The sequence below is a fragment of the Epilithonimonas sp. genome (assembly GCF_032054305.1).
Taxonomy (GTDB): domain Bacteria; phylum Bacteroidota; class Bacteroidia; order Flavobacteriales; family Weeksellaceae; genus Epilithonimonas.
This window is the reverse complement of record NZ_DAMBSX010000001.1, coordinates 763,809-787,203: the sequence shown is the minus strand read 5'-3', so window position 1 is coordinate 787,203 and position 23,395 is coordinate 763,809. Positions and strand designations below refer to the sequence as shown.

Below are 23,395 nucleotides of genomic sequence, written 5' to 3'. Positions count from 1 at the left end.
TTCCGTACAGATTGTTTTAGTATTCAATTTAGATTTGAAAACTAATTTATATATGGAAACTGAAAATTTACAACCTCAACAAACAAATTCTAAACAATGGTATGATAACAAATTTTTGTTAATTGTACTTTTCTTTTTGTTACCTCCTCTAGGTATTTATGGAATGGTAAAACGTAAAACAGCTACTTGGAAAAAAGTACTTTATATTATTCCCTCTTCCTTTATGATTCTATACATTCCAGCTTTAATTTATACTACTTTTTTTATTGATAATTATAAAGAAGGAATAGATAGTTATAATAAAAAAGATTACAAAAATGCAGATTATTTTCTCAGAATGGTAAAACCAGATGATGTGCATTACAAAGATGCTCTTGCAAAAATTGCAATATTAAAACCTAAAATTGACAGTGTAGAATTAGAGAAAAGGCAAAAAGAAATTGCAGAATCTAATAAGAAGGAAGTTGAGCCAAATAAATTAACTCCAGAAGAAATACAAACTCTTAAAGATTTCCAAACTAAATGGTCTGAAAAGATTGTGAAGGATTGGCAGGGAGATTATTTTAAAAACAGTTCAGTATCTAAATCAGGGGATACGATTAAGTTTGAATTAATAAAAATTGCTTCAACTGGTAACTGGCAGAGTTCTGCTGAAATGAATCGGGAAATATATCAGAAAGAGTATGATAGTTTATTAAAACAAAATTTCAACAATAAATACAATCTCTTAAAGACAAAAGTTGTTATCATTCCTGATTCCGGTCAGCAAAAAATTAACGAGGCGTTGGCTGATAGAAAACGACAAATAAAAGTTCAGTTTTCAGCTTGGGATGGTTCTCATAGGGAACTAAAACGATTAGTGAAAAGTGCTATGAATGACCCTTCAAGTTTTGAACACGTTAATACTACTTACAAAGATAAAGGAGACTATATTATAGTTCAGATGTCATTTAGAGGTAAGAATGCCTTTGGAGCAACTGTCTTAAATGGTGTAACTGCTAAGGCTGACTTAAATGGGAACATACTTTCAGTATCAAAATTTTAATTTAAAATATAACAATCAAATGAAAACAACAATTACTTTATTGCTCATTCTTATTTCATCCGTAACCACATCATTATTTTCTCAGGTTTCGTCTAGCAAAGAATATCTAAAGGCAACAAATCATTTATGGAATATCTGTTATGATTTGAATTATTTGAAAAATGCTGAGGATATGCAAAAAGAAAGAAACTCTATTTTGCCAATTTTGAAAAAGAATATTGAAAGTGCTAAAAAAGAATACACGTTAATAAATACAAAATCTCCAGCAGACAAAGATGTTAAACAGTTAGGGCTTTGGATAAAGACTATTGAAAAATCTTATGAAAACCTAAGTAGTAATAGCTGGGAATCTAATCCGATTTGGCAAATGGGATTTACTCTTATAGAAATGGATTTAAGAGATTTCGTAAACGGGAAACTATAATTTAATCTCCAGCGCATTAAATATTAACTATTGAATTTCCGAAATTTTTTAGCAATAGGTATTTACCCTAGTTTGGTACTTATTTTTTGAAAATAAATTTAAAGGGTGGGGTTTAATTTAGTTGAGATTAAAATTTAACTATGAACTGGGGAATATTTTTTTTAGCAAAAATAGAGGTCTATCCTAGTTCTGTTTCTTAAGAGTGTCTGTTTTTCGATGTTTTGGGCACTCTTCTATGTTGTTGGTATTGATTTTCAGTTAGTTATAAAAATAGGCTACTTTTACAAGTAGCCTTAAAATAATAATGATAAAATCAACTTCTCTGCATCCCTTATGGTCTATTATTCCTTTTATTAATAAGGGTTGAGACTTGATTCTGTTGAGAAGAAGTCAAATTCAGATTTTTGATAAAACTTAACAAAATTGATGCTTTTTTCTCACTAGGAATTACATTAAGGTAAGAACTCAGTTTCCTAAACTCTGGACATACCTTTTCAAAGATAAAACTCTGTATCTCACTTTCTCCTTGAGTAAGGTTTCCTTTAGGAAGAATATAGGGTAATATACCTATTAATAACCTCATCCTTTTCTCATAGTCCATTACTGGAAAGTTTCTTACTTCTTTTGTAAACTGCACCATAAAGATTTCAGTTAATTCCTTTCTAAGGTCTTGTCTGATACTGTTCCTTGACCCGGGTTTTCGCCCGGATTTTTTCGGGTTTTGATTGTTCATTTTTCTTTGGTTAAAAAGTGTGTAACAATAGTTCCATCCTAATCATGTGTTCAAAGAACATATTGATGAAATTGATTTTGTTTCGAGGGTTACGATTTTTAAAAGTGAATACTTGTAAATTGGATTTTCTTCTCTTGTTATAAAAGACAATGATTAAATCCTTCTTTCCATTAGAGTGAACATTATCTCCATAATAGAAATTTTGTCCTAATGGGATAAGACCCGTAAACAAGATTTTTTCCTTTCCCTTGAAACTTTGAATTACATATTTTGCCCGCTGATTTTTTAAAAATTCTTCTTTGGGTAATTCCACCCTGATAAAGTGAATATCAGTTCTTTTCTTGTTCCCAACCAAATCATAGATATTGTCGGATTTCTTATTTAGCGAATACTCGCAATACTGAACTCGAATCTCACTCATATTATTGAATTTTTAGAGTTAGATTCTTGTTTTTGCAATCTTTCTTTCACATCCTCTATTTTGTAAAGGACTCTTTTTCCGATTTTAAGGGGAATAAGAACGTTAGATTTTTGCCAATTACTAAGAGTTGCTAATGAAACTTTTAACATTTCGCTAACCTCTTTTCTAGTAAGGAAATTATTTTCCTTACTCTCCAGTAGTAGATTGTTTTTTGGTAGTTCGTCAGGTGTTACGATGGATAGACCATAGAAAGGGTTATCCGGCTTCTTCAATAGTAGTTCTTCTAAAACATCCACTACAATCTGCTTGATTTCAGCTCTGATATACTTAGTATCAGATACTGACAGTTGTAGTGTCAACATTTAAGATGTACTTTGTTTTATCAAAATTAGTGGGTTTATATCTAATTGCCAAATATTTTTTTGTTTTTTTTAATTAACTTGTTTTAATATTGGTTTCGAGTTTTTAAGTTCGTCTTCCCAGAGTTTTGCTACTTGCTCAATCTTTTCTTTATCCGTTGTTTTTATATATTTCATAAACTGAGAGTGACTTTTATGTCCTGTAATTGCCATAATTGTGTTATCTGATATATCTTTTCTTCCATATAGATTAGTGGCGAAACTTCTTCGTGCTGTATGGCTCGTAATGAGTAGGAATTTGGGGTAAAAACCTTTAACTTTTCTATTGGTTTTCGGGTCTTTAATATTGCCTAAAATTATTTCATTGATTTTTGCCTCTTTACAAACTTCTTTTACATATATATTGAATTTTTGTTCCGAAATGATAGTTGGAAGCTGATAGTTTCTTCTTATTAGTATTTCCTTTACATATGGATGAATGGGAATTGAAACGGTTGTACCAGTTTTTTCAGTTTCTGAAATTACAATAGTGTCAGTTGTAAATAAAAATTGGTTAATTCTTTTTAAGTCTGATATTCTTAAACCTGTCCATAGACCTATTATAAACAAGTCTCTTACATTGTTTAATCTTTCATTACCTGATAGGTCTAAATTGTAGATGAGTTTAATTTCAGCAGGGTTTAGATAGGTGTCTATTGGTTCATCCCGAGTAAAAGTAAATTTTTTGCTTTCAACCTCTGGATTGATTTCTAATTTCTGTTCTTTTGCCTCCAGTACAATACCTTTTATAGTAGAAATATTTTTTTCTATAGTAGTATTAGATAGTTTTCTGCTTGATTTCAGATAAGAAGTAAATTCTCTATGGAATTTTAGGTTAATGTCCGTGATTTTTAATCGAATCTTTTTTGTTTCTTCAAAAGATTCGATTTCCTTTTTTATTGTTCGGTATTTTTGTATAGTACGGAATGATATTATCTTTCCCGTTTTTGGATTAACTCTTGTTTCTGATTCTTTTGCGAAATCTTCTATAAATGGAGCAAAGAATATTCTATGGTCTTCAATTCCTTCCGGTCTTTTATAAAACTCCTCGACAACCTTTGACAGCCATTTTGAGTTAATTACATCTCCTTTACTGAAATCAATATTAAATCTCCTCAATATCTCATCCTTTAAACCCTCAATTAAAGGATTGTATTCATTTTTAATACTTATGACGGTATTAGGTTTGAATTTTTGCATCTTTTCACTCCAGTCGTTAGGATTTATAAGAATATGGGATTGAGCATTACAATCAATAGTTCTACCGTGATAGAATCGTATGTTGAGGTTTGAGGGGTTTCCCTTTTTGATGCAGGAGAGTTTAATATTTGCCATCCTTATGTAGTATATAATATCAAATTTAAACAAATCCCGACATAATCCCGACATTTATCTGTGTTTTAATTTATCTAACTTTTCTTAATTTGATTTTTACAGTCTTGAAAATGCTTTAAATAAAGGATTTTTAAGTATATGTTGAATAATTTAGAAAAACTATGATAAAGATATGGCTAGTCCCGTCTTCGCTACAAATAATGGGCTGATTTTTCAGTGATTTAACTCTCTTCCTCAAGAGAGTTTTTTTATGCCTGTTATTCTGGGCGTTATGTTTCCTTGTTCCGAAAGGGTAGCAGAATTGATGAGTATTGAAAATCCCTACTCCAACTCCTGAATGTCGTCTGTACTAATCAATGGAATGCTGCATTTATTTTCATCAGGAGAAGTTGTTAACCTTGGGTTAGCAGAGATGTTGCTAATTCATCACTCTCTTGCTCTTAAGATTCTTTTTCTAATCTTAGCTTATTGATAAAATAAGAAGGCGTGAAGCCGGTCTCTTTTTTAAAGGTCACCGCAAAGACCTCTCTGGAAGCGAAACCGGAGACCTCGGCAAGATAGCTTATCTTGTACTCTCTGTATTGCGGAACATTGTAGAGCATTTCTATGATATACTGGATTCGGAGCCCGTTTATGTAATTGCTGAAGTTTTTACCCTTATATTGTTTGATGATCTCGGAGAGATATCTGGTATTGGTGCCCAGGGAATTGGAAAGATAGGTCAGGTTCATATCCTTGCGCAGGAATTTTTGGGAACTTTCAAACTTCTGGAGCTTTAGCAATATGGCATTGATCGTATCATCCGTAATACCCAAGGGCTTGTCAATGGGAGCTTCTATAGGCTCGTCTTTTTCCTTTTGCTCTTTCAGCGTATGAATGATAGCCTCATATTTTTCCCGCGATCTTCTTTTGTTTCTTTTCATGTACAATAGACCGGATATCAAAAATAAGATCACAAATGCCGTACTTATCAGAAGAATGGTCTGGACATTGGACCTGTAGGTCTTCTCTTGTTTTTCCGCTATATATTTTACAGGGATATTGATCGTTTTCTTTTCTGCATTCACTAGGCTGTCATTCAGCTTGGTGTAGAGGTCCATATATTTTTTGGAGGCCTCCCTGTTCCCCTGCTCCACATAGGACTTGAAAAATACTTCATAGATGTCCCTGCGGATGTACGGGGTGCTGGATCCTTTTTCCAGTTTCTCTGCCTGTCTGGAATACAGGAGGGTCTTATCATACTTTTTCTGATCATGGTACAGCCATGCAAATTCATTAAGGACAGTGATTTCCAATCCCTTTTTTATTTGATAATTTTTGTTCCGACAGATTTCCAATGCTTTTGAGAAATAGGACTCTGCATCTTTAAAACGCGATGTCACACTGCTGCTTTTTCCCAGATTGATGTAAGCCAAAGCTAAAGTGTGATATTTTTTACGGATATATTCCTTTTTGTCATCCATTTGGCTCGCCATTTCCAGACTTTTTCTCTGGTAATACATCACAGAGTCCACAGGTGCATTGATATGGGCATAATATCTTGCGAGTCCGTTATATACTAGTGCTTTCTGGTAATTCCTGGGATTCCCTATAGTTATCTTTTCTGCGATGTCAAGCGATTTTTTAAACTCTTTCAGACTCTCATCATTGAAACCCAGTTCTGTATACGACAGCCCCCTGAGCATGTATGTATGTGACAATGTCTCATTATCTTTCATAGTTATAGCAAGTTCCTCTTCTTCCTTGCTGAGGTCTATGACCTTTTTAAAATTTCCGCCGTCATAATATTGGGTCATCAGGATTGTAGTACTTTCCAATATTCCGGTCTTGTAGTTGATACTTTTAGAAAGGCGGTATATATTTTCAGAAAGTTCTATGGACCTTTTCGGGTCATTGACGGATAAAGCTCTTGCCTCCTCCAATTGCTTATCGATATCCCGCTTTGTAACAAGCCGCTCATTGGTCTGCGCAAGAGAATATCCGAATATCATGTACACTAATATTAGCAGAATTTTTTTCATCTGTGTGTGTGTTTAGAAAGGCGCAAAGTAAATGTTAATTTATCGGACATGACAAAATATTTTGTTAGCTATTCAGAAATGTTAACAAATTTACAGCTATTTATTGTGCTGATAAACAATATTTTATACATCATTTATCATCATTGCAATATTTTCGATGAGAGGATTTCTGTAAAAAGAGATCAACATTGAGATGATATCAGAAATCATCTCATCTATTTCTTTCCTTGTAGATACGATACTTTTAATATTGCAAAAATTTAATGGCATTTCCACTTTCAGGGAAAGGCAAAGACACACCAATCATTATCATAAATTATTAACCCTTCAAAAACACAATTGTATGCCTTTTTTAAATTTTGAAACCCGACATTTTTCTCAAGAAGAAATAGCGGCAGCTACCGATGCTTTACAAAACCTTCACACCGCCCTGACGGGAAAACTTGCCAGCCTTACGCCGGAAGAACGCCAGCAGTATGGCAGCATCAATGAGCAGAACAAGCTACTTGTAAACAAAGTAAATGATTACAGGAATATTGATCCGCAGCTTTCCAGTCCGGAAGTAGACTGGGAAGAGTTCAGCAAAGATTATAAAAGCCGCAACTTTCTGGAATCGATTACCAATAGCCTTGCCGAACTGAGCAGAGGATTGGAAAATGCCAAGATTCTCCACGATTGGGACAATTATCAGGCCTCCCTTATAGATTATCAATATTCTGTATATCGTAATGATTCTGGGAGCACAGGATTCCACACCAAGGTACAGGAAATCAAACAATTTTTTGGAAGGACAGGCAGCAAGGACTCCGGAGATGCTACCGCAACTACAGAATAAACCAGTTTTAGGTCCCAGACTCCGAAAATGCGGTCACCAGACCTGAAATTTTAGGTCCGAAACTATAAAATTACGGTTCTGAACTTAAAAAATAGAGTTCACAACGACAAATTTGAGGTTGTACAACCTCAAATTTCCGGTTCTCAACATGAAAATTGCGGTTCTCTACCAGAAAAATGGACTTAGAACCGGAAGAATCACCATAAATCAAAAAAACACAAAAAACACAACAGATGAGCTAAAATATGCAGGCATGCTTATGTAAGTAAAATAAAATAGTGATTTGTATCATTTCTAGTCGAAAAATCCCCAATTCTTCGGAACACTTGAGAAATATACAGAGATCACACCGGATGGTGTGGACTTTTGTATATCAAAGTGTTCGGGTATGGGGATACCTTTCGACTTGATAACAAAAAGGTCCACACTTTTTATTTGCCCTCCCCACAGAAAAGGACACAAGACAAAAAAATACCCGCTCAGAAAGACCTGAGGATGAAAGAAACCATCCGGAATCCCTTCAAAAGAACACAAATTAAATACTAAAAAATTCACTAAGATGAAAAAAACACTTTTCGCATATTTACCTGTAATCATAAGGAATGTGAGATTAAAATAACTTGCAGAAGGTTGGTGAGCTACAGCACATTGCTTTTGGTAAATCGCTATAGCCCAATATAAACAGGTTTCTATTCCTGTAATATCTCCACCTCATCACAAAAGATTTAAACAATACAAAAATCATGATCGATGTGCATTGACATTGTAGTTTTCATAACATTCAAAAACACTTGAGATTTATTAGACTCATTATAATTCAGTTACATAATTATTAGATGTTCATTAAAAGATATCGTTTTTGAAGCAAATGTGATAAGCAGTAAAACAAACTACTTATTAGGAAAATCAGTCATTACACTCTATCTATACAATGCTAATGAGTTATAAATGTTCATTTAACTCATCAATAAAAGCTTTTAAGCTTTACCCTATTATTTAATCATAAATACTCAATTTTATGAAATCAAAAATCATTTTTTTTCGGACATGTAACTTTCGGTTAGCATGGGTCGCAATGATGACTATTTGTGCTCTCTCAAATGTCACGGCCCAATCGCCCTTGCTGACCGAGAGTTTTAACTATACTTCAGGAGCTCAGCTTACGAGCACCAATTGGATACAAACAGCAACAGGTACACCCAATGTCATAATATCTAATGGAAATTTGTCATACCCTGGTACTATTGCCAACAATATTGGAAACAAAGTATCCTTAACAAATACAGGACAAGATGTTTATCGAAATTTTACATCCACGACCTTAAATGCAAGCACATCAGTAATATACGCTAGTGCTATGGTCAATGTTTCAGCAGCCCAAGCAACAGGAGACTACTTCTTTGCTCTAGGGAGTGGGACAACTTCTATCGCCAGGCTTTATATCCGTTCCAATGGGACAGGATTTAGTTTTGGTGTATTGAGAACCACTTCTGCCGGAACGGGAACCGTAGAATATGAATCAGCCATAAGACCTTTTAATAATAATATCAGAATTGTTTTAAAATATGAACAAGTAACAGGCACTGCCAATGATATTGTTAAACTGTATGTAAATCCTTCAGGTATATCAGAGCCCACAACAGGAGATATATCACACACGGGTACTTTAGGGGATTCTACGTCTTTTTCGGCCATTCAGCTTTTTCAGGGAGTAGCCGCAAATGCCCCTACCTTAGATATTGATGGAATCATAGTATCAACAACATGGGGAGGTCTCAATTCAGCAGTTTATGATTATGGCGATAATCCGGTAAGTTACGATAATACAAAAGATGGAGTTTTTGTTCCTGCGGCACATTCACTATTGTCCGGATTGTCATTAGGAAGTACGATTCCCGATCTGGAACTTGCTCCTCAAAATGTTTCATCGGGAGCTGACAATAACGGAACCAACGGAGATGGTATAGACGAGGATGCTGTTATCGTCTCTGCGAATGAAATCAGAAAAGGCGTTCCCTACACTTTAAGTGTACCAGTAAACAATCCGGCTACGGCGACAAGATATCTCTATGGCTGGATCGATTTTAATAATGATGGTAAATTTCAGTCAGGAGAAGCCCCTAGCGTTGTTACCTCATTCAGCACTACAGGAAACACTACCCAGACCCTTAGCTGGACATCGACACAAACATCAACTATTGTAGCAGGAGCTACTAAACTTTATGTAAGATTAAGGCTGTCATCATTATCTTTAATCGATGCTACAGATGTTACAATCGACGAAAGAAGTATAGGAAATGGTGCTCTGTCACCAGGCAATACAGCAGACGCTCCGAATACTCCGTTTGGCGAAGTTGAAGATTATCAAATAACCGTGGCCAACGCTTTTGATTATGGAGATGTACCATCCTCGTTTGAAAATGATAAAGATGGAAATGCTTTACCTGCCGTCCATTCTCCACTTTCAGGGTTCAACATGGGAAAACTCCTGGATACGGAAACAGTACCTCAAAGTGTGGCTACGGGAGGAGATAATAATGGCACAAACGGAGACGGCGCAGATGAAGATGGCATTACAGCACTTACAAGTGTAACGCCTGGTGTTATATACAGCACTACCGTTCCTGTAAATATACCAAGTACACTTACAGGAACCAAATATCTATATGGATGGTTGGATTTGAATGGTGATGGGCGTTTTCAGTTAGCAGAGGTTGCATCAGCAACCACTACAGCGGTAACCGCAACAAATGTAACTCTTAGCTGGACTGCTGCCCAAACTGCAACCATTGCATCTGGAACAACGAAGATCTATCTGAGATTGAGACTTTCCAATTTAAGCTTATTTGATTTTACTGCCGTTGCGAGCGGAGGTGCTACGATAGATGAAAGAAGCGTAGGGAATGGCGCTGTATCAGCTGGTGATGCCACTAATGCTCTTACTACTGCTTTTGGAGAGGTTGAAGATTATCAACTTTCGGTAGGGCTGTTTGATATGGGAGATACACCAATATCTTATGATACCTCAAAAGATGGTGTAGTTTTACCAGCTGTGCATATGGCACTTACAGGATTTATGTTGGGGAGTGTTGCTCCAGACGTAGAGCAAGCACCATATAGCGTTGCTGTAGGAGCAGACAACAACGGGACAAACGGAGATGGGTCTGATGAGGATGCTATCAATACTTCAGCAAATAAGATCAAAAGCGGAGTACCTTATATTCTAAGCGTACCAGTAACCAATCCGGGTGGATCCACAAAATATCTTTATGGTTGGATCGATTTTAATAACAATGGTAAATTTGAAGCTGGTGAATTTGCAACGGCTTCGACAAGTGCCGTAGGAAGCAGCACATTAACACTCACATGGACGGCTGTTCAAACTACAACAATTGTTGCGGGAGCATCTAAGCTCTATATGAGGGTGAGGTTGTCTGACAGAATCTTAATTGATTTTACGAATGGAACTGGTGCTACAGATATGGATGAGAGAAGTATCGGAAACGGTGCTGCATCAAATACTAATACGGCAAATCATCCAAATCCAGTTAACGGTGAAGTAGAGGATTACCAGATAGAGCTAAATAATGACTTCGATTATGGAGATGTGCCTGCTACCTTTGAGAATGACAAGGATGGGGTTGCTTTGCCTGCATTGCACGCTGCTATTTCAGGATTTACGATAGGAAAATTTATAGATGAAGAAAATGCGCCAAACAGTGTAGCTACAGGAGCAGACAATAATGGAACAAACGGAGATGGTGTCGATGAAGATGGTCTTACAACGCTTACAAGTGTAAGCCCGGGTGTTGCATACAGCATCGACGTTCCTGTAAATATTCCAAGTACACTAGCGGGAAGCAAATATTTGTACGGATGGTTGGATTTGAACGGTGACGGACGTTTTCAAGCCGGAGAAGTTGCAACAGGAAGTGTAACAGGTGTTGGCGAGCAGCTTTCCACCCTTACATGGACGGCTGTTCAAACTGCAACCATTGTATCTGGAACTACAAAGATTTACCTAAGATTGAGATTGTCAAATCTTAATTTGCTAGATTTTAGCTCAGGTACGAATAGTGGATTAATAGATGAAAGAAGTGTTGGAAACGGAGCTACAGCAGCAAATAATGCAGCTAATGCTCTTACAACTTCTTTTGGAGAGGTCGAAGATTATCAATTGCCGGTTGGCCTGTATGATTTCGGAGATGCGCCCGTAAGTTATGATACGAATAGTGCAACTGCTTTTGTTCCTGCAAGACATAGGGTAAATCCATTATACACTATCGGCACAATTGTAGACGCAGAGCAAGCAGCACAAAATGTTGCTCCAGGTACTGATAACAATGGATCCAATGGTGACGGTCAAGATGAAGACGGAACAGGTGTTGCCACCATTACCAGAGGAGCGCCTTTCAACTTTTTTACAAATATCAATGCACCAGCAGCATCCAATGCCATTGCATGGATCGACTTTAATAATGATGGTAAATTCCAGACTTCTGAAGCAGCTTATGCTACTTCTACAGCTACAACTAATGGATATCAGACTACATCTACGGGAGCTAGCACGGTGAATTTCTGGTTCAGAGGTGCACAGACCAGCTTGATCCCGGCAGGGGTAACCAATCTGTATGTTAGGGTAAGACTTAGCCAGACTGCAGGTGCAGATAACACCGGGACTGCAGATATTGATGAACGTTCTATAGGAGACGGAGCAAGTACAGGTGTGTACACCTTGCCAAGCTTTGGAGAAGTAGAAGATTACCGCTTTACAGTGGGTAATAACATTTATGATTTTGGAGATGCTCCGGTAAGCTATGAGATGGATAAAGATGGAACAGTTGATCCAGTCAATTTCAAGCCTGCTAGAAATTTTAGCTCACAAAATTTATATCTGGGAACAACTTGGGATTACGAATCTGGTCCTGCTTCTGTAACCAATCCAAATGATAATAATAGTCCTAACGGAGATGGTTCTGACGAAGATGGTATCACAGGTCCTTTGTACATTAATCCGGGTGCGATCAATACATATACCTTAGGAGTAAAGAATTACACAGGTGCTAATGCCACATTGATGGTTTGGATTGATTTCAATAACAATGGAAGATTCGAGGCAGGCGAAAGGCAAACTTTGTCTGTTCCCGTCGGAGGATATGCACAACCAATATCTTTTACTGCAGCGCAAACTGCTCTTATTTCTACCTCAACAAACAAAGTATATATGAGGACAAGGTTGATGCAGGCAGAAGGTGGGGTGACTCTGGGAGATTTGACTACTGGTGCTAATTCGGGCGTGGTAGACGAATATGCTATCGGTGATGGATTGGCTACAGGAATGTACGGGTACGTAGCTCTTGGTGAAGTTGAAGACTATCAGTTGCAAGTGGTTCGCGATTTTGGAGATGTACCTGCTTCCTATGAAAATGGTAACCCTGCTTTCCATTCTAATGGTGCCGAACCAGACTTATACATAGGAGTCGATGTTGATTATGAGTTTGCTCCTCAAAGCGTAGCTGCAGGAGCGGATAATAACGGGACTAATGGTGACGGAGCGGATGAAGATGCATTCTCTGCACCCCTGACCATTACAAGCGGAAGCCAGTTTACGCTGAGTGTTCCAGTAACTACAAAAACAACGGGAACCAAGTATTTGTACGGATGGATTGATTTTAACGGTGACGGAGTATTTAATGGTAACGAAGCTGCTACAATCTCTGGATCTGTTGCAGCGGGTGTAGCCGGTCAGTTGACATTAACTTGGCCAAATACTGTTACCACAGCTTCTCCTGCTGTACTCGCAACAGGAAAAACGTATGTGAGGTTAAGACTTTCTTCTACTAATCTTGGTACTTTTGCTAATTCTCCTGCTACAGATACACGTAGTTACGGTGGAAGCACCGCTCTGGGGGAAATAGAAGATTATCAATTCAATATTGTAAGTAATGTGTATGATTATGGAGATGCCCCATCAGTTTATTCCAGAAATCAGGCAGGCGTAAATGTAGAACCAAGACAGTCATTATCTAACGTATTGAGACTTGGGGCAACAATAGATATAGAATCTGCCGCAAACACAGTAGCAGAAGGTGCAGATAATAATGGAACCAATGGAGATGGAACAGATGAAGATGGTATTACCACAGTAATGCCGGTGTACAAAGGTACCGCCTATTATTCTGATGTGGAAGTTTTCAATAATTCAGGATCCGCTAAAACTCTATACGGATGGATTGATTTTGATAACGATGGTTATTTTGAATCATCTGAAGTTGCCACAGTGTCTGTGCCTAGTTCTGCTGTACAACAGAAAGTTCAGCTGACTTGGAATACTACAACAACTGCAACTATTCCTGTAGGAGCAACCAACGTGTATATGCGTCTTCGTATTTCAGAAGGTACATTAGCCAATAATACAAATGCTTTACTGGATGAACGTTCCATAGGAGATGGACTTACTACGGGCGTATATGGGACTGCCTTTGGTGGTGAAGTGGAAGATTATAGATTACCTGTAGCCACCACTTATGACTATGGTGACGCAGCAGACAGCTATGATACCAGCAGAAATGGGGTTATTGCTCCAGCTAGACAAGCTGTCAGCAGTGCATTGTATATTGGAAATGCTGCTCCGGATTCTGAGGGAAGTAAACAAACCTCAGCAACAGCAATCGGGGATGATAATAATGGAACAGATGATGAAGATGGGGTAGAAATCTCCCCAATGTATGCAGGCGGAGGTTACGCTTATTCTGTACGTGTAAAAACATACAATAATACGGGGGTAGCTAAAACACTTTACGGATGGGTCGACTTCAATAACGATGGTCGTTTCCAAAATACAGAAGTTGCAACCGTATCCGTACCTACTGCTTCAACCCAAGGATATGTCACCCTTAACTGGACAGCGGGACAGAATATAATTGCAGGAACCCCTGACAATCTAAAGCTACGTTTACGTTTATCTGAGGGAACTCTTACGGATTATAATACAGCACCCCTTGGTGCTTTGGTAGACGAAAGAGCCTTAGCTGACGGATTAAATACTGGTGAATATCATGCTACAGCACCTGTTATCTATAATGGTGAAGTGGAAGATCACATCATCCCTATGACCACACAGCTTGATTATGGTGATGTTCCTTTGTATTTTGAAGATAACTTCATAGGAGCTTCTGTTCCTGCACGTCACAGACAAGTTGAAGATCTTATTATAGGAGCCACGATTGATCTTGAGAATGGGCCCCAAAGTGTAACAGGCGGTTCGGATAATACCGGTACCAATGGTGACGGTTTGGATGAAGATGGTATCGATAATACCGTTCCATTGCCTACGCTTTATTCAGGGGCAGAATATGCTGCATTGATTAACGTCAGAAACAATCTTGCCACTGCAGCAACATTGCATGCATGGATTGATTTGGATGGAAATGGACGATTCACATCTAATGAATATACTTCTACTGCGATTCCAGCAAATGCAGGAGATTACGTTGGCAAATTAAGTTGGGCTATGCCTACTTATACAAGTACGGCAAACTATACTTATATGAGAGTACGCCTTACCAATGCTGTGCTTACGGATAATACCAGTACGGATAATGTGGACGAACGTTCCATAGGAGACGGGCTCACTACGGGAGCGTATGGTACGATACCGCAAAACGGTGAAGTAGAAGATTATTATCTGCCAGCAGTGCCGAACGACAATACGACAATAGATTGTACTAATGATGATGACCGTTTAGGCGTTTTGGATCCTTTGCAAGCCCTATTCCATGGTACAATCGTTAAATTACGTAATTCCGAGTTTCTTGTTTTTGGAAATAGTGCAGCCGCAAATGGTGCCGATCAGATGACTCCAATAAAAGTGACCCCAACCAACGGATATAATTATGCCGGAGTTCCTTTGTTGCTTACAGGTGCGTCTAACGCATGGAATCACCAATATATGTTGCTTTCATCTGCGGGATTGTATGTATGGGGACAAGGAAATGTTAATGCTACTCCAGGTTCTCCTGTAGTATTTCCTGGAGGTACAGGTTTCCACCAGGTGGCATTACCTACCGGAGTTGGTCCTGCAAACATCCAGTTTATGGATGCAGGTAGTTCTTCGTCTTATCTAGGCTCATTGATACTTCTGACTAAAACAGGAGAGATTTGGGTATATTCCAATACAGTAGGAAGCGATGTACAAGGAGATGGAAATACGGTTGCTACCGGATGGCATCAGGTAATGACAGATGCCGGAACACCGCTTACCGGAATGAAAGATGTTCGCTCAGCAGGAGGATCTGCCATAGCAACAAATGGAAACGAGTTTTACACATGGGGTAGGAATGTATTTTTGGGTGATGGACAAAATCAATCCAACAAAAGTTATGCAACCAAGATGACAACTCCTACCGGCATCAGTCTTCCTGTAAAACAGCAGGATATTGCTAATACTAATACTCCTTCTACATCATATTTCTTAAGAGACAGTGCCGGAAAGGTTTTTGTTTTAGGAAACAATGCTAGTGGAGAGTTAGGTTTAGGAAATACCAATGATTCTAGAATTTGGCGTACCATCAATTTTATGAATGAAGAGCCAAACGCCGCAGGGAATCAAACGGATGTCACAAAGGCTATAAGACCTGTTAAATGGATCTCTGCAAGTAATCACGATAATACTTACGGAACATTGTTCAGTGTGATTACCGATGAAAAAAGAATCTATAGCACGGGCTCTAATTCAGGTTCCAGAAGTGGGGTGGTAAATCCTACAAACACACAGATACTGACAGCAGTAACTAGTGGTACCGGTACAGCAATGCTTTCGGGAGACATGACCTATGTAGAAGCAGGTGGACATATATCCATAGCTGTACAAGCAGGTAGTGACCGTTTTGGTTATGTAGGGCATACAATAGATGGAAGTGATGGATGTGGAGGTTGTACAGGAACACCTACAGAATATAACTTTACCAAAACCCCAGCAATTGGGCAGGTATGTGGTAACAAGTTGCTTGATTATGGAGATCTGGATGATAGATATAATCTGGAGGATAAAGCCAGCCATGAAATTTCATACATACCGGAAGACAACAAACTATTTTTAGGAATAGTGCCTCCGGATGCTGAAAATGGACCGCAATTTACGGTTACAGGAAGTGGCAACGATGCTTTCGGAGATGACACTACTGGATTCCCTGATGATGAAGATGCATTAAATGCGACACATTATATACCAGCTCAACCAGCTCAACCAGCTATACCTGATAATCCTGCTACGCCTGATATAGATGAAAGTAGACCTGAAATACCTGCGCAGCCAGAAAGGCTTGAAGCATTTTTACCTGTAAAAACAGCAGGTTCAACCTATACATTAAGTATACCACTTACCAATAATACAGGAAGCACGGCATACCTGTATGGCTTTATTGACTGGAACTATAACGGTATTTTTGAACCGGGAGAGGCAATAGAGGTACCTGTACTCTCTTCGGCAACACAACAGACAATAGATCTTACATGGCCGGATAATCCTGCCGTATGTGGAACTGAAGTTGTAAGAAGTTTTGTACGTTTACGTTTAACGACAAAGCAGTTTGTAGATGATATTGCTACTCCGGCGGATGAGCGTAGTTTCTTAGCTGCACCGGATGGAGAAGTAGAAGACTATTATGTAGATTGGGCTCCGGCTGCATGTCAGGACTTCTGCTACAAACCAGAAGCAACAACAGGAGGGGATACTCTGGATACTAAAGTAGGGATCACTTCTCTTAGCAGAGCAGGAATGGATGATTCAGACAACTGGCCAATGGTTCGCAAGGGAGCATGGATTGCATTGGAATCCAAAACCAAAGGTTTTGTGGTAAACAGAGTTGCTTTCTCAGATACGGACAATGATCCTGCAACTATGGATGTACCAATAGGTATCCCTTCTGACAATTTTGTTGAAGGAATGATGGTATATGACATTACAAACAAATGTCTTAAAATGTATACAATTAAGGAAGGAGATACTGTGCCGGCGTGGCATTGTATCAGTACTCAGGCTTGTCCCGATTAATAATAATTTGAGCCATAAGCAAAAAGCAACAGTTTTTTTCTGTTGCTTTTGCCCAAAGCTTTTAATTTAAATTTTATATAATGAAAAAAATAACGATACAAACAAAAAAAATTGGTCTGTTCTTTCTGGTAATGCTTTCTGGTCTGGCTTATTCTCAGACAATTGAAGGGTCGATAGATAAAAATCCGGTATATTCTATTGAAGGTACTGGATATGAGGAATCGGAATCGAAAAGACAGTTTATCTTTTCAAATCTAAATATTGAGGGCGACAATAAAAATGAAATTACCCTGAATAACAATGAAATTACCGTGAAAAAAGATGGTATATATAGAATAAGCCTATCCTCAGAAATTAACAAAGGAGTGGAAAAAGAACAACAATTGCAATATTCCATTCATCTGAATAATAAGGAAGCTTTTCAGTCTGAAAAGGGAGCTATTTCGCAGGAAGGAATATATTATTTTCAGATACAGCTAAAGAGTGGAGATACATTGAGCTTTGATGTTCCAAGTGATAAAATGCTTGATGCCACTTCAAAAAACAATCTGTCCGTGAGATTTACAGACCCTAACCTAATAACGTTCTCTGATGATGATTATCATTAAGGTTAATTAAATAATAGTACAACAATGAAAAAAATAATAATAACACTTATAGTTTTTTCTGCCATTGCGATAAAATCTCAGGTGGCAATAGGAAAACAGAATGTATCCAACACCGCTGTTTCCCTAGAGTTTGCAGAAACTGAGAACAGAGGTCTTCTTCTACCCTATGTGGAAAGTAAGAACGATATAACGGAGGACGGCACCATAATTTTCGACACGACAGACAATAAGGTAAAATACTTGAAAAACGGCAGCTGGTTTGATCTTAGCGTTGATGCCACAGGAACGGCAGATCTTTCCATCCAAACCTCAAAAGATGAAAAGATGACCGCTAAAACAGCCATAGGAGTCAATGGAGCAACAGATACAACAAATGGCATTCTAGTACTGACAGATATAGACAAGGCCATGATTCTGCCTAAAGTTGCAAGTCCGCATCTCAACATTATTAAACCAAGCGCTGGAATGATGGTTTACGATACCACAAAAAAACAATTGGCTGTTTATAACGGAACAGTATGGAGCTTTTGGAAACCATGAGACATTCTGATTGCTAATTGATCATATCTACTACTGGGTATTGTCACATTTTTCGGCATACCCAGCTGGAGATAAAATCTCTCCTTTTCTGTCATAATAATGAAGAAATATAGTAGAAAATAAATAAAATATACATGAGAGATCATTTTAAAAACATACATATTGGCTCATTGATACAACAAAGGGTTGCAGAACTTGAAATAGAGATACAGCGCATCACCAATTTTTTCAAGTGCAATAATGACGAGATAGAACAGATGTTCCGGCAAAAAGAATTGACCACTGATATTTTATTAAAATGGAGCAAATTACTGGACTATGATTTTTTCAGGGTCTATTCTCAACACCTGATCTTGTATGCCCCGCCAGCAAATACGAATTACAATGATACACCAAAGCAGAAAAAATCCATACTGCCACAGTTCAGGAAAAATGTATACACCAGGGAAGTGATAGATTTTATCATGGAAATGATAGAGAACGGTGAGAAGACAAAACATCAGGTAATAGAAGAATACAAGATTCCAAAAACTACACTATACAAATGGATCAGCAAATACAACACTAGGAAATGACAAACACAATATTGGAGTTATTCCCGATCAATTTCGGATGTTGAAAACAGCAAAAACATTGTAAGACCGCATGAGAAACTTTAGTTCAAATCATTAAAATATATGGTAAGGAAAAAAATCTATAATATCTCGTTTCTTGGTAGGAGAAGAGAAGAAGTAAGAAAAGAATTGGGTGAAGGTCTACTAAGTCTTTATTCTGATGATATACAGCAATATGAATTAAGCAGAACATGGTGGGGAATGAAAACAATACTATCCCTGGAGTTTGAAAATAATATGGTAAGTCTACAACATATAGAATGTGTATTTGGAAAAGCTAGGGGTCATAAATAATATCTCATTTAGATTTATGACCTGACAAACAGATTTCAATACATGTTAATATACTAAACTTACAAGGGTAAACAATTACAAAAAATGGACACGCCAAGATCATTCAAAGAATTACAGCTAGATGAGGATATGCTGATTGGAAGATCGGAAAAAGAAATAGAAGAACTATTGGGGAGAATACCCGATCATATAACCCCTGAAGAAAACATCTATATTCTTAAAAGATACTTTTTCGGTCTGTTTGAGCGGAAACTGCACCTGTTCTATTACAAAGGAACAGTAACAGATTATTATATCGGCATATTATAAAAAATAAGTAAAAATGGAAAGACCAACCCCCGACTACCATCGTATCTATAACGATATCATCAATAAAAAGCACCCCGAAAAAAAAGAGGCATGCAAAGCTTTGCTGAACAAAAAACAACTATCCGTGCTAGATATCATCGAACTTAATAACAAAATATTCGGTCTCTCTGACCGGGCAACGGAAACCTTCAATCAAAAGCATCGATCATATGACACATCTGCGATTCTAAAAATACTGGACCATCAAAAAAATTACAACCTGAACAATACCGAGCTTGCACAACATTTTAAGTTAAGCAGAAATACAGTAACCAAATGGAAGAAAATATTTCTAGTCACATCCGACCAAGAACAAAAACCATTAAAAGAAAGAAAAAGTATAATATCAATAAAATAGCCAAAGTCATTTCTGGATAATATTCCAAATTTCGTCACGACTTTTGTAAAAACTTTTCTTGCAAAAAGGAAAATGAGGAGGAAAACTAATAAGTAACGGAAGGCAACTGTTGGCTACAGTAACCGATTCTCTGTTGGTTTCTACATTTTTCAATATTCATTTGATGATCTGTTCCTTAGATAAAAACAAACCTTTGGAAGGCGAAGTCATCTTTTATCTACATCCGACCTCCATAGCTCAATAAAAAAAGTAAAAAGAAAAGAAAGGTAAAGCTTAATTGGATTTCCTTGCCTACGGATCTTTTACTGTTGGTGTTTCCTGCGATAATGCAATACACAATTAGAGCTGGATTTAGCAGAATTGCCGAAAGTTCCACAAGTATTTAAAGAAAATTAAAATTTAATAGTAACTAATGTATTCAATTTTGCTTTGATTTGAACAAGTGATGAAAAAATTATTATATGGATATTTTTAAAAAGGAAATTCATAAGATGGAGATTGCAAATCTAATTTCCAACTTTCTTATTACAAAACTGTTTTCTTTTAATCAGGAAAGATTTTTTTGTTCTTTTATATTTAATTAATGAGTTTTGCTTCTTTTAGAAACAATCATTGATATTTTATTGAATTTTTAATCTTTTGATTATTAGTGGTTTTTATTTTTTTTTAAAATAAATTTCTAAAAACATTTGGATGTTAAAATCAAATATTGTATTTTTACATCGCTTTTGAGACAATCACTCAGAAGCAATAAATTTTTTTTCATCATTTGTGTTTTTAGAATCGTACTTTTAGTACGATTCTTTTTTTATCTTAGTTCGTATCTTATTAATAGATTGATAAAATAGGAGTAGCTGATTTGACCATCTTGTTGATTGGATTTTAAAAACAGATCATTTGTTACGCCAAATAGATCACTAATCAATCCTTCATTCTCCCTATAGAATTGTATTTCATCGTTTCTATCTCGTTTCATCTTAACAGAGAATTGATCAATTGTATGTTTAACAAAAGCAATATCGGTCTTTGATAAGTTTCTTAATAAACTCTTTAAAACATATAATTGGTAACTATATTGCAAATCTGTATTATTGGAGTTTTTCGAGCATAGATAAGCAATAAAGCTGGCTTCCTGCTCTCTTGCGTAACCAAGCTGATGAGACATCTCGTGAGCGAGCGTAAATGGTAACTGAGTTGAGGGGATATTTGGATTGAATTGTGATTCTGCAGTAAATGGGTTATAATATCCTAAAATACCAGTATAGTCCATCAATGAGTTGAATAGGCTCGGTTTTACTGATAAAATATTAATACTTTTTTTAGAATTGATATCTTTTGGTATAAAGTGTTGTTGTCTTAAGATTTCAAGCTTTATTTCGTTAAGATTTTTAACTCTAAAAACTCCATCTTTATCTTCAGAAGTCTTTTCTCTAGTCTGTTTACATAATGCAAGGTATTTTAAAGTTAATGTTTTGAGGTCATTATTATTATAATCTTTCTTTTCTAATTTTTCAATAATTGGTGTTTGGAAGTAAAGCATTCCCCAAAAACACTGATATATGAAATAAAATGTATTTAGGAATATTAGAATCTTTTTTATATGAATCCTTTTTTGGTGTCTAAATAATCCAATTATTGAGTAGATAAAGAATAGAACTACAATGGTATAGGTCAAATCTCCAACAGAAAGTTCGAAGCCGGAAAATAGCCTTACGTGAACATTCTTTTTCCATTCAAATAAATCAGAAAAGAACTGAATAGCAAATTCAAACTTCGATAGGATATAGAATAACGAAAATTGGGCAACCAAAATGATTGCCCAAAGTTTATTTTTAATAAAGATATTTTTTTTAGTGTCCACCGGATATTTTTTTATCAAAACTAATACCTTGGCTTTTCAGTATTCCGCTGACTCTCCAAGCATAGAATGCAAGATAAGCAAAACATAAGACTCCAACAATATAACTGTTTTGTATGCCAATACTTTCAGAAACAAATCCTTGCAGCCAGCTTACAATTCCACCTCCCATGATCATCATGATCAGGAAGCTACTTCCTTGGCTGGTGTGTCTTCCAAGTCCGCTTACTGCTAGTGTAAAGATACAAGGCCAAAGCGTACTACAGAACAATCCAACACTTGTGAAAGCATAAATGCTGATAATGCCATCTGTAAACATACCAATTCCCGTAGCAACAATTCCTAGAGCTGAGAATATCAATAGCATTCTTGCAGGGTTACCCTTACTCGCCATATCAGCAGCAATCAATATTAGGATAATTAATCCATAAACGTAGAAAGGCGTCAAATCGTGTTTTGCAATAGCATTAACCAAAAGGAAAACTCCGAAAGCTAAATAAGGTGCTAAGAATCTCAATACTTTTTGCAAACTCATATTATCTGTAAAAGCTTCAACAGCTCCTGTCCAACGACCAATCATCAAACTTGCCCAATAAAGAGAAATGTAAGGAGAGATTTCTTGTAAAGTATAAAGAACGCCAGTTTCAGAATTCACAATAGATTCCATATAAGCAGGTAAATTACTTGCTGTAGAAACTTCTACACCAACATAGATGAAAATCGCCAGCATTCCCAATAATAACTGTGGATATTTCAAAGCTGAACTTCTTACAGCTCCTTCATCTTTTACAGATTCTTCGATAGTGTCTGGATGTTCTGGCAAAGATGATAATTTAAGCAAAATAGCAACAGCTAAGAATGCAACACCTAAAACCAAATAAGGAATTTTTACACTTTCGATGCTCATTTCTGTATTCTCAGAAGCAGCTGAACCGAAGATAGCAAAACTTACGATCAATGGACCAATCGTAGTTCCGAGATTGTTGATTCCTCCTGCTAAAGTTAATCTTTGAGAACCCGTTTTTACAGGTCCTAATGCAATTGCGAGTGGATTGGCAACTGTTTGCTGTAAAGAAAATCCCAAAGCTACAATGAACAATCCGGAAAGCATTAATGGAAACGAATGCAGATTTGCAGCAGGATAAAACAATAATGTTCCTATTGCGGAAATTAAAAGCCCTAAAGCTAAACCGTTTTTATAACCGATTTTATTGACCAGATCTTTACGAATGGCTAGTGAAATCAGCATATAAATGATTGAGCCAACTGTATAAGCGATATAAAAAGCGACTGATACAAGCTGACTTTGACCTTGTGTCAAATCGAATGCTTTTTTGAAAACTGGAATCAGGATATCGTTACTCGCTGCAACAAATCCCCAGAAAAAGAAAACGGTAACAAGCGGGATAAACTGCGCCCAATTGGTTTTTTGTGTTTCCATTATTTAATTTTATTGTTAATGTTAGGTTAATATTTAAAAACAAATGTAAGTAAAAAGTCTTATTTGTA

18 protein-coding genes are annotated in these 23,395 nt (G+C 36.8%); 10 read left to right on the top strand and 8 right to left on the bottom strand.

Annotated features, from left to right (window positions below):
• The first annotated feature begins 52 nt into the window (after positions 1-52).
• Together RTX21_RS03545 and RTX21_RS03540 are read left to right on the top strand one after the other, a co-directional pair.
• The gene (locus tag RTX21_RS03545) at positions 53-1,045 is read left to right on the top strand and encodes a hypothetical protein (protein WP_312765321.1); all 993 of its coding nucleotides are present in this window, start codon (positions 53-55) and stop codon (positions 1,043-1,045) included.
• 19 nt (positions 1,046-1,064) lie between these two features.
• The gene (locus tag RTX21_RS03540; protein WP_312765320.1) at positions 1,065-1,469 is read left to right on the top strand and encodes a hypothetical protein; all 405 of its coding nucleotides are present in this window, start codon (positions 1,065-1,067) and stop codon (positions 1,467-1,469) included.
• A 331-nt stretch (positions 1,470-1,800) separates the two neighbouring features.
• On the opposite strand, the gene RTX21_RS03535 is transcribed toward RTX21_RS03540, so the two are convergent.
• From RTX21_RS03535 to RTX21_RS03510, 6 genes are all read right to left on the bottom strand, one after another.
• On the bottom strand, positions 1,801-2,202 hold the full coding sequence (locus RTX21_RS03535) for a hypothetical protein (RefSeq protein WP_312765319.1): 402 nt from the start codon (positions 2,200-2,202) through the stop codon (positions 1,801-1,803).
• 10 nt (positions 2,203-2,212) lie between these two features.
• Positions 2,213-2,623: a hypothetical protein gene (locus RTX21_RS03530; RefSeq protein WP_312765318.1), complete on the bottom strand. Its 411-nt coding sequence runs from the start codon at positions 2,621-2,623 to the stop codon at positions 2,213-2,215.
• Positions 2,620-2,985 (bottom strand): helix-turn-helix domain-containing protein, encoded by a 366-nt coding sequence (locus RTX21_RS03525; RefSeq protein ID WP_312765317.1) that lies wholly within the window; start codon positions 2,983-2,985, stop codon positions 2,620-2,622. Before RTX21_RS03525 ends, RTX21_RS03530 begins: the two co-directional genes overlap by 4 nt.
• A gap of 69 nt (positions 2,986-3,054) precedes the next feature.
• Positions 3,055-4,356, bottom strand: a complete 1,302-nt coding sequence (locus RTX21_RS03520) for a phage integrase SAM-like domain-containing protein (RefSeq protein WP_312765316.1) — start codon at positions 4,354-4,356, stop codon at positions 3,055-3,057.
• Positions 4,357-4,796: 440 nt separating this feature from the next.
• Positions 4,797-6,377, bottom strand: a complete 1,581-nt coding sequence (locus RTX21_RS03515) for a helix-turn-helix domain-containing protein (protein WP_312765315.1) — start codon at positions 6,375-6,377, stop codon at positions 4,797-4,799.
• A gap of 123 nt (positions 6,378-6,500) precedes the next feature.
• Entirely contained in the window at positions 6,501-6,653 is a 153-nt protein-coding gene (locus RTX21_RS03510) for a hypothetical protein (protein ID WP_312765314.1), read from the bottom strand.
• Positions 6,654-6,720: 67 nt separating this feature from the next.
• Between RTX21_RS03510 and RTX21_RS03505 the strand changes: the two genes are divergently transcribed.
• The 8 genes from RTX21_RS03505 to RTX21_RS03470 all read left to right on the top strand — a co-directional run bounded on the left by RTX21_RS03505 (position 6,721) and on the right by RTX21_RS03470 (position 20,028).
• Entirely contained in the window at positions 6,721-7,212 is a 492-nt protein-coding gene (locus RTX21_RS03505) for a hypothetical protein (RefSeq protein WP_312765313.1), read from the top strand.
• A gap of 1,075 nt (positions 7,213-8,287) precedes the next feature.
• Entirely contained in the window at positions 8,288-17,266 is an 8,979-nt protein-coding gene (locus RTX21_RS03500; protein ID WP_312765312.1) for a GEVED domain-containing protein, read from the top strand.
• An 80-nt stretch (positions 17,267-17,346) separates the two neighbouring features.
• Positions 17,347-17,874 (top strand): hypothetical protein, encoded by a 528-nt coding sequence (locus tag RTX21_RS03495; RefSeq protein WP_312765311.1) that lies wholly within the window; start codon positions 17,347-17,349, stop codon positions 17,872-17,874.
• Between the two features lie 81 nt (positions 17,875-17,955).
• The gene (locus RTX21_RS03490; RefSeq protein WP_312765310.1) at positions 17,956-18,414 is read left to right on the top strand and encodes a hypothetical protein; all 459 of its coding nucleotides are present in this window, start codon (positions 17,956-17,958) and stop codon (positions 18,412-18,414) included.
• Between the two features lie 134 nt (positions 18,415-18,548).
• Positions 18,549-18,989: a transposase gene (locus RTX21_RS03485; RefSeq protein WP_312765309.1), complete on the top strand. Its 441-nt coding sequence runs from the start codon at positions 18,549-18,551 to the stop codon at positions 18,987-18,989.
• Between the two features lie 102 nt (positions 18,990-19,091).
• Positions 19,092-19,322, top strand: a complete 231-nt coding sequence (locus RTX21_RS03480) for a hypothetical protein (protein WP_312765308.1) — start codon at positions 19,092-19,094, stop codon at positions 19,320-19,322.
• 84 nt (positions 19,323-19,406) lie between these two features.
• Positions 19,407-19,631, top strand: a complete 225-nt coding sequence (locus RTX21_RS03475) for a hypothetical protein (protein WP_312765307.1) — start codon at positions 19,407-19,409, stop codon at positions 19,629-19,631.
• 13 nt (positions 19,632-19,644) lie between these two features.
• The gene (locus RTX21_RS03470) at positions 19,645-20,028 is read left to right on the top strand and encodes a helix-turn-helix domain-containing protein (RefSeq protein WP_312765306.1); all 384 of its coding nucleotides are present in this window, start codon (positions 19,645-19,647) and stop codon (positions 20,026-20,028) included.
• Between the two features lie 808 nt (positions 20,029-20,836).
• Here the strand turns inward: RTX21_RS03470 and RTX21_RS03465 are convergent.
• Together RTX21_RS03465 and RTX21_RS03460 are read right to left on the bottom strand one after the other, a co-directional pair.
• Positions 20,837-21,889: a DUF3810 domain-containing protein gene (locus RTX21_RS03465; protein WP_312765305.1), complete on the bottom strand. Its 1,053-nt coding sequence runs from the start codon at positions 21,887-21,889 to the stop codon at positions 20,837-20,839.
• Complete coding sequence (locus RTX21_RS03460) at positions 21,879-23,327, bottom strand: MFS transporter (protein WP_312765304.1); 1,449 nt, start codon at positions 23,325-23,327, stop codon at positions 21,879-21,881. Before RTX21_RS03460 ends, RTX21_RS03465 begins: the two co-directional genes overlap by 11 nt.
• Positions 23,328-23,395 lie beyond the last annotated feature (68 nt).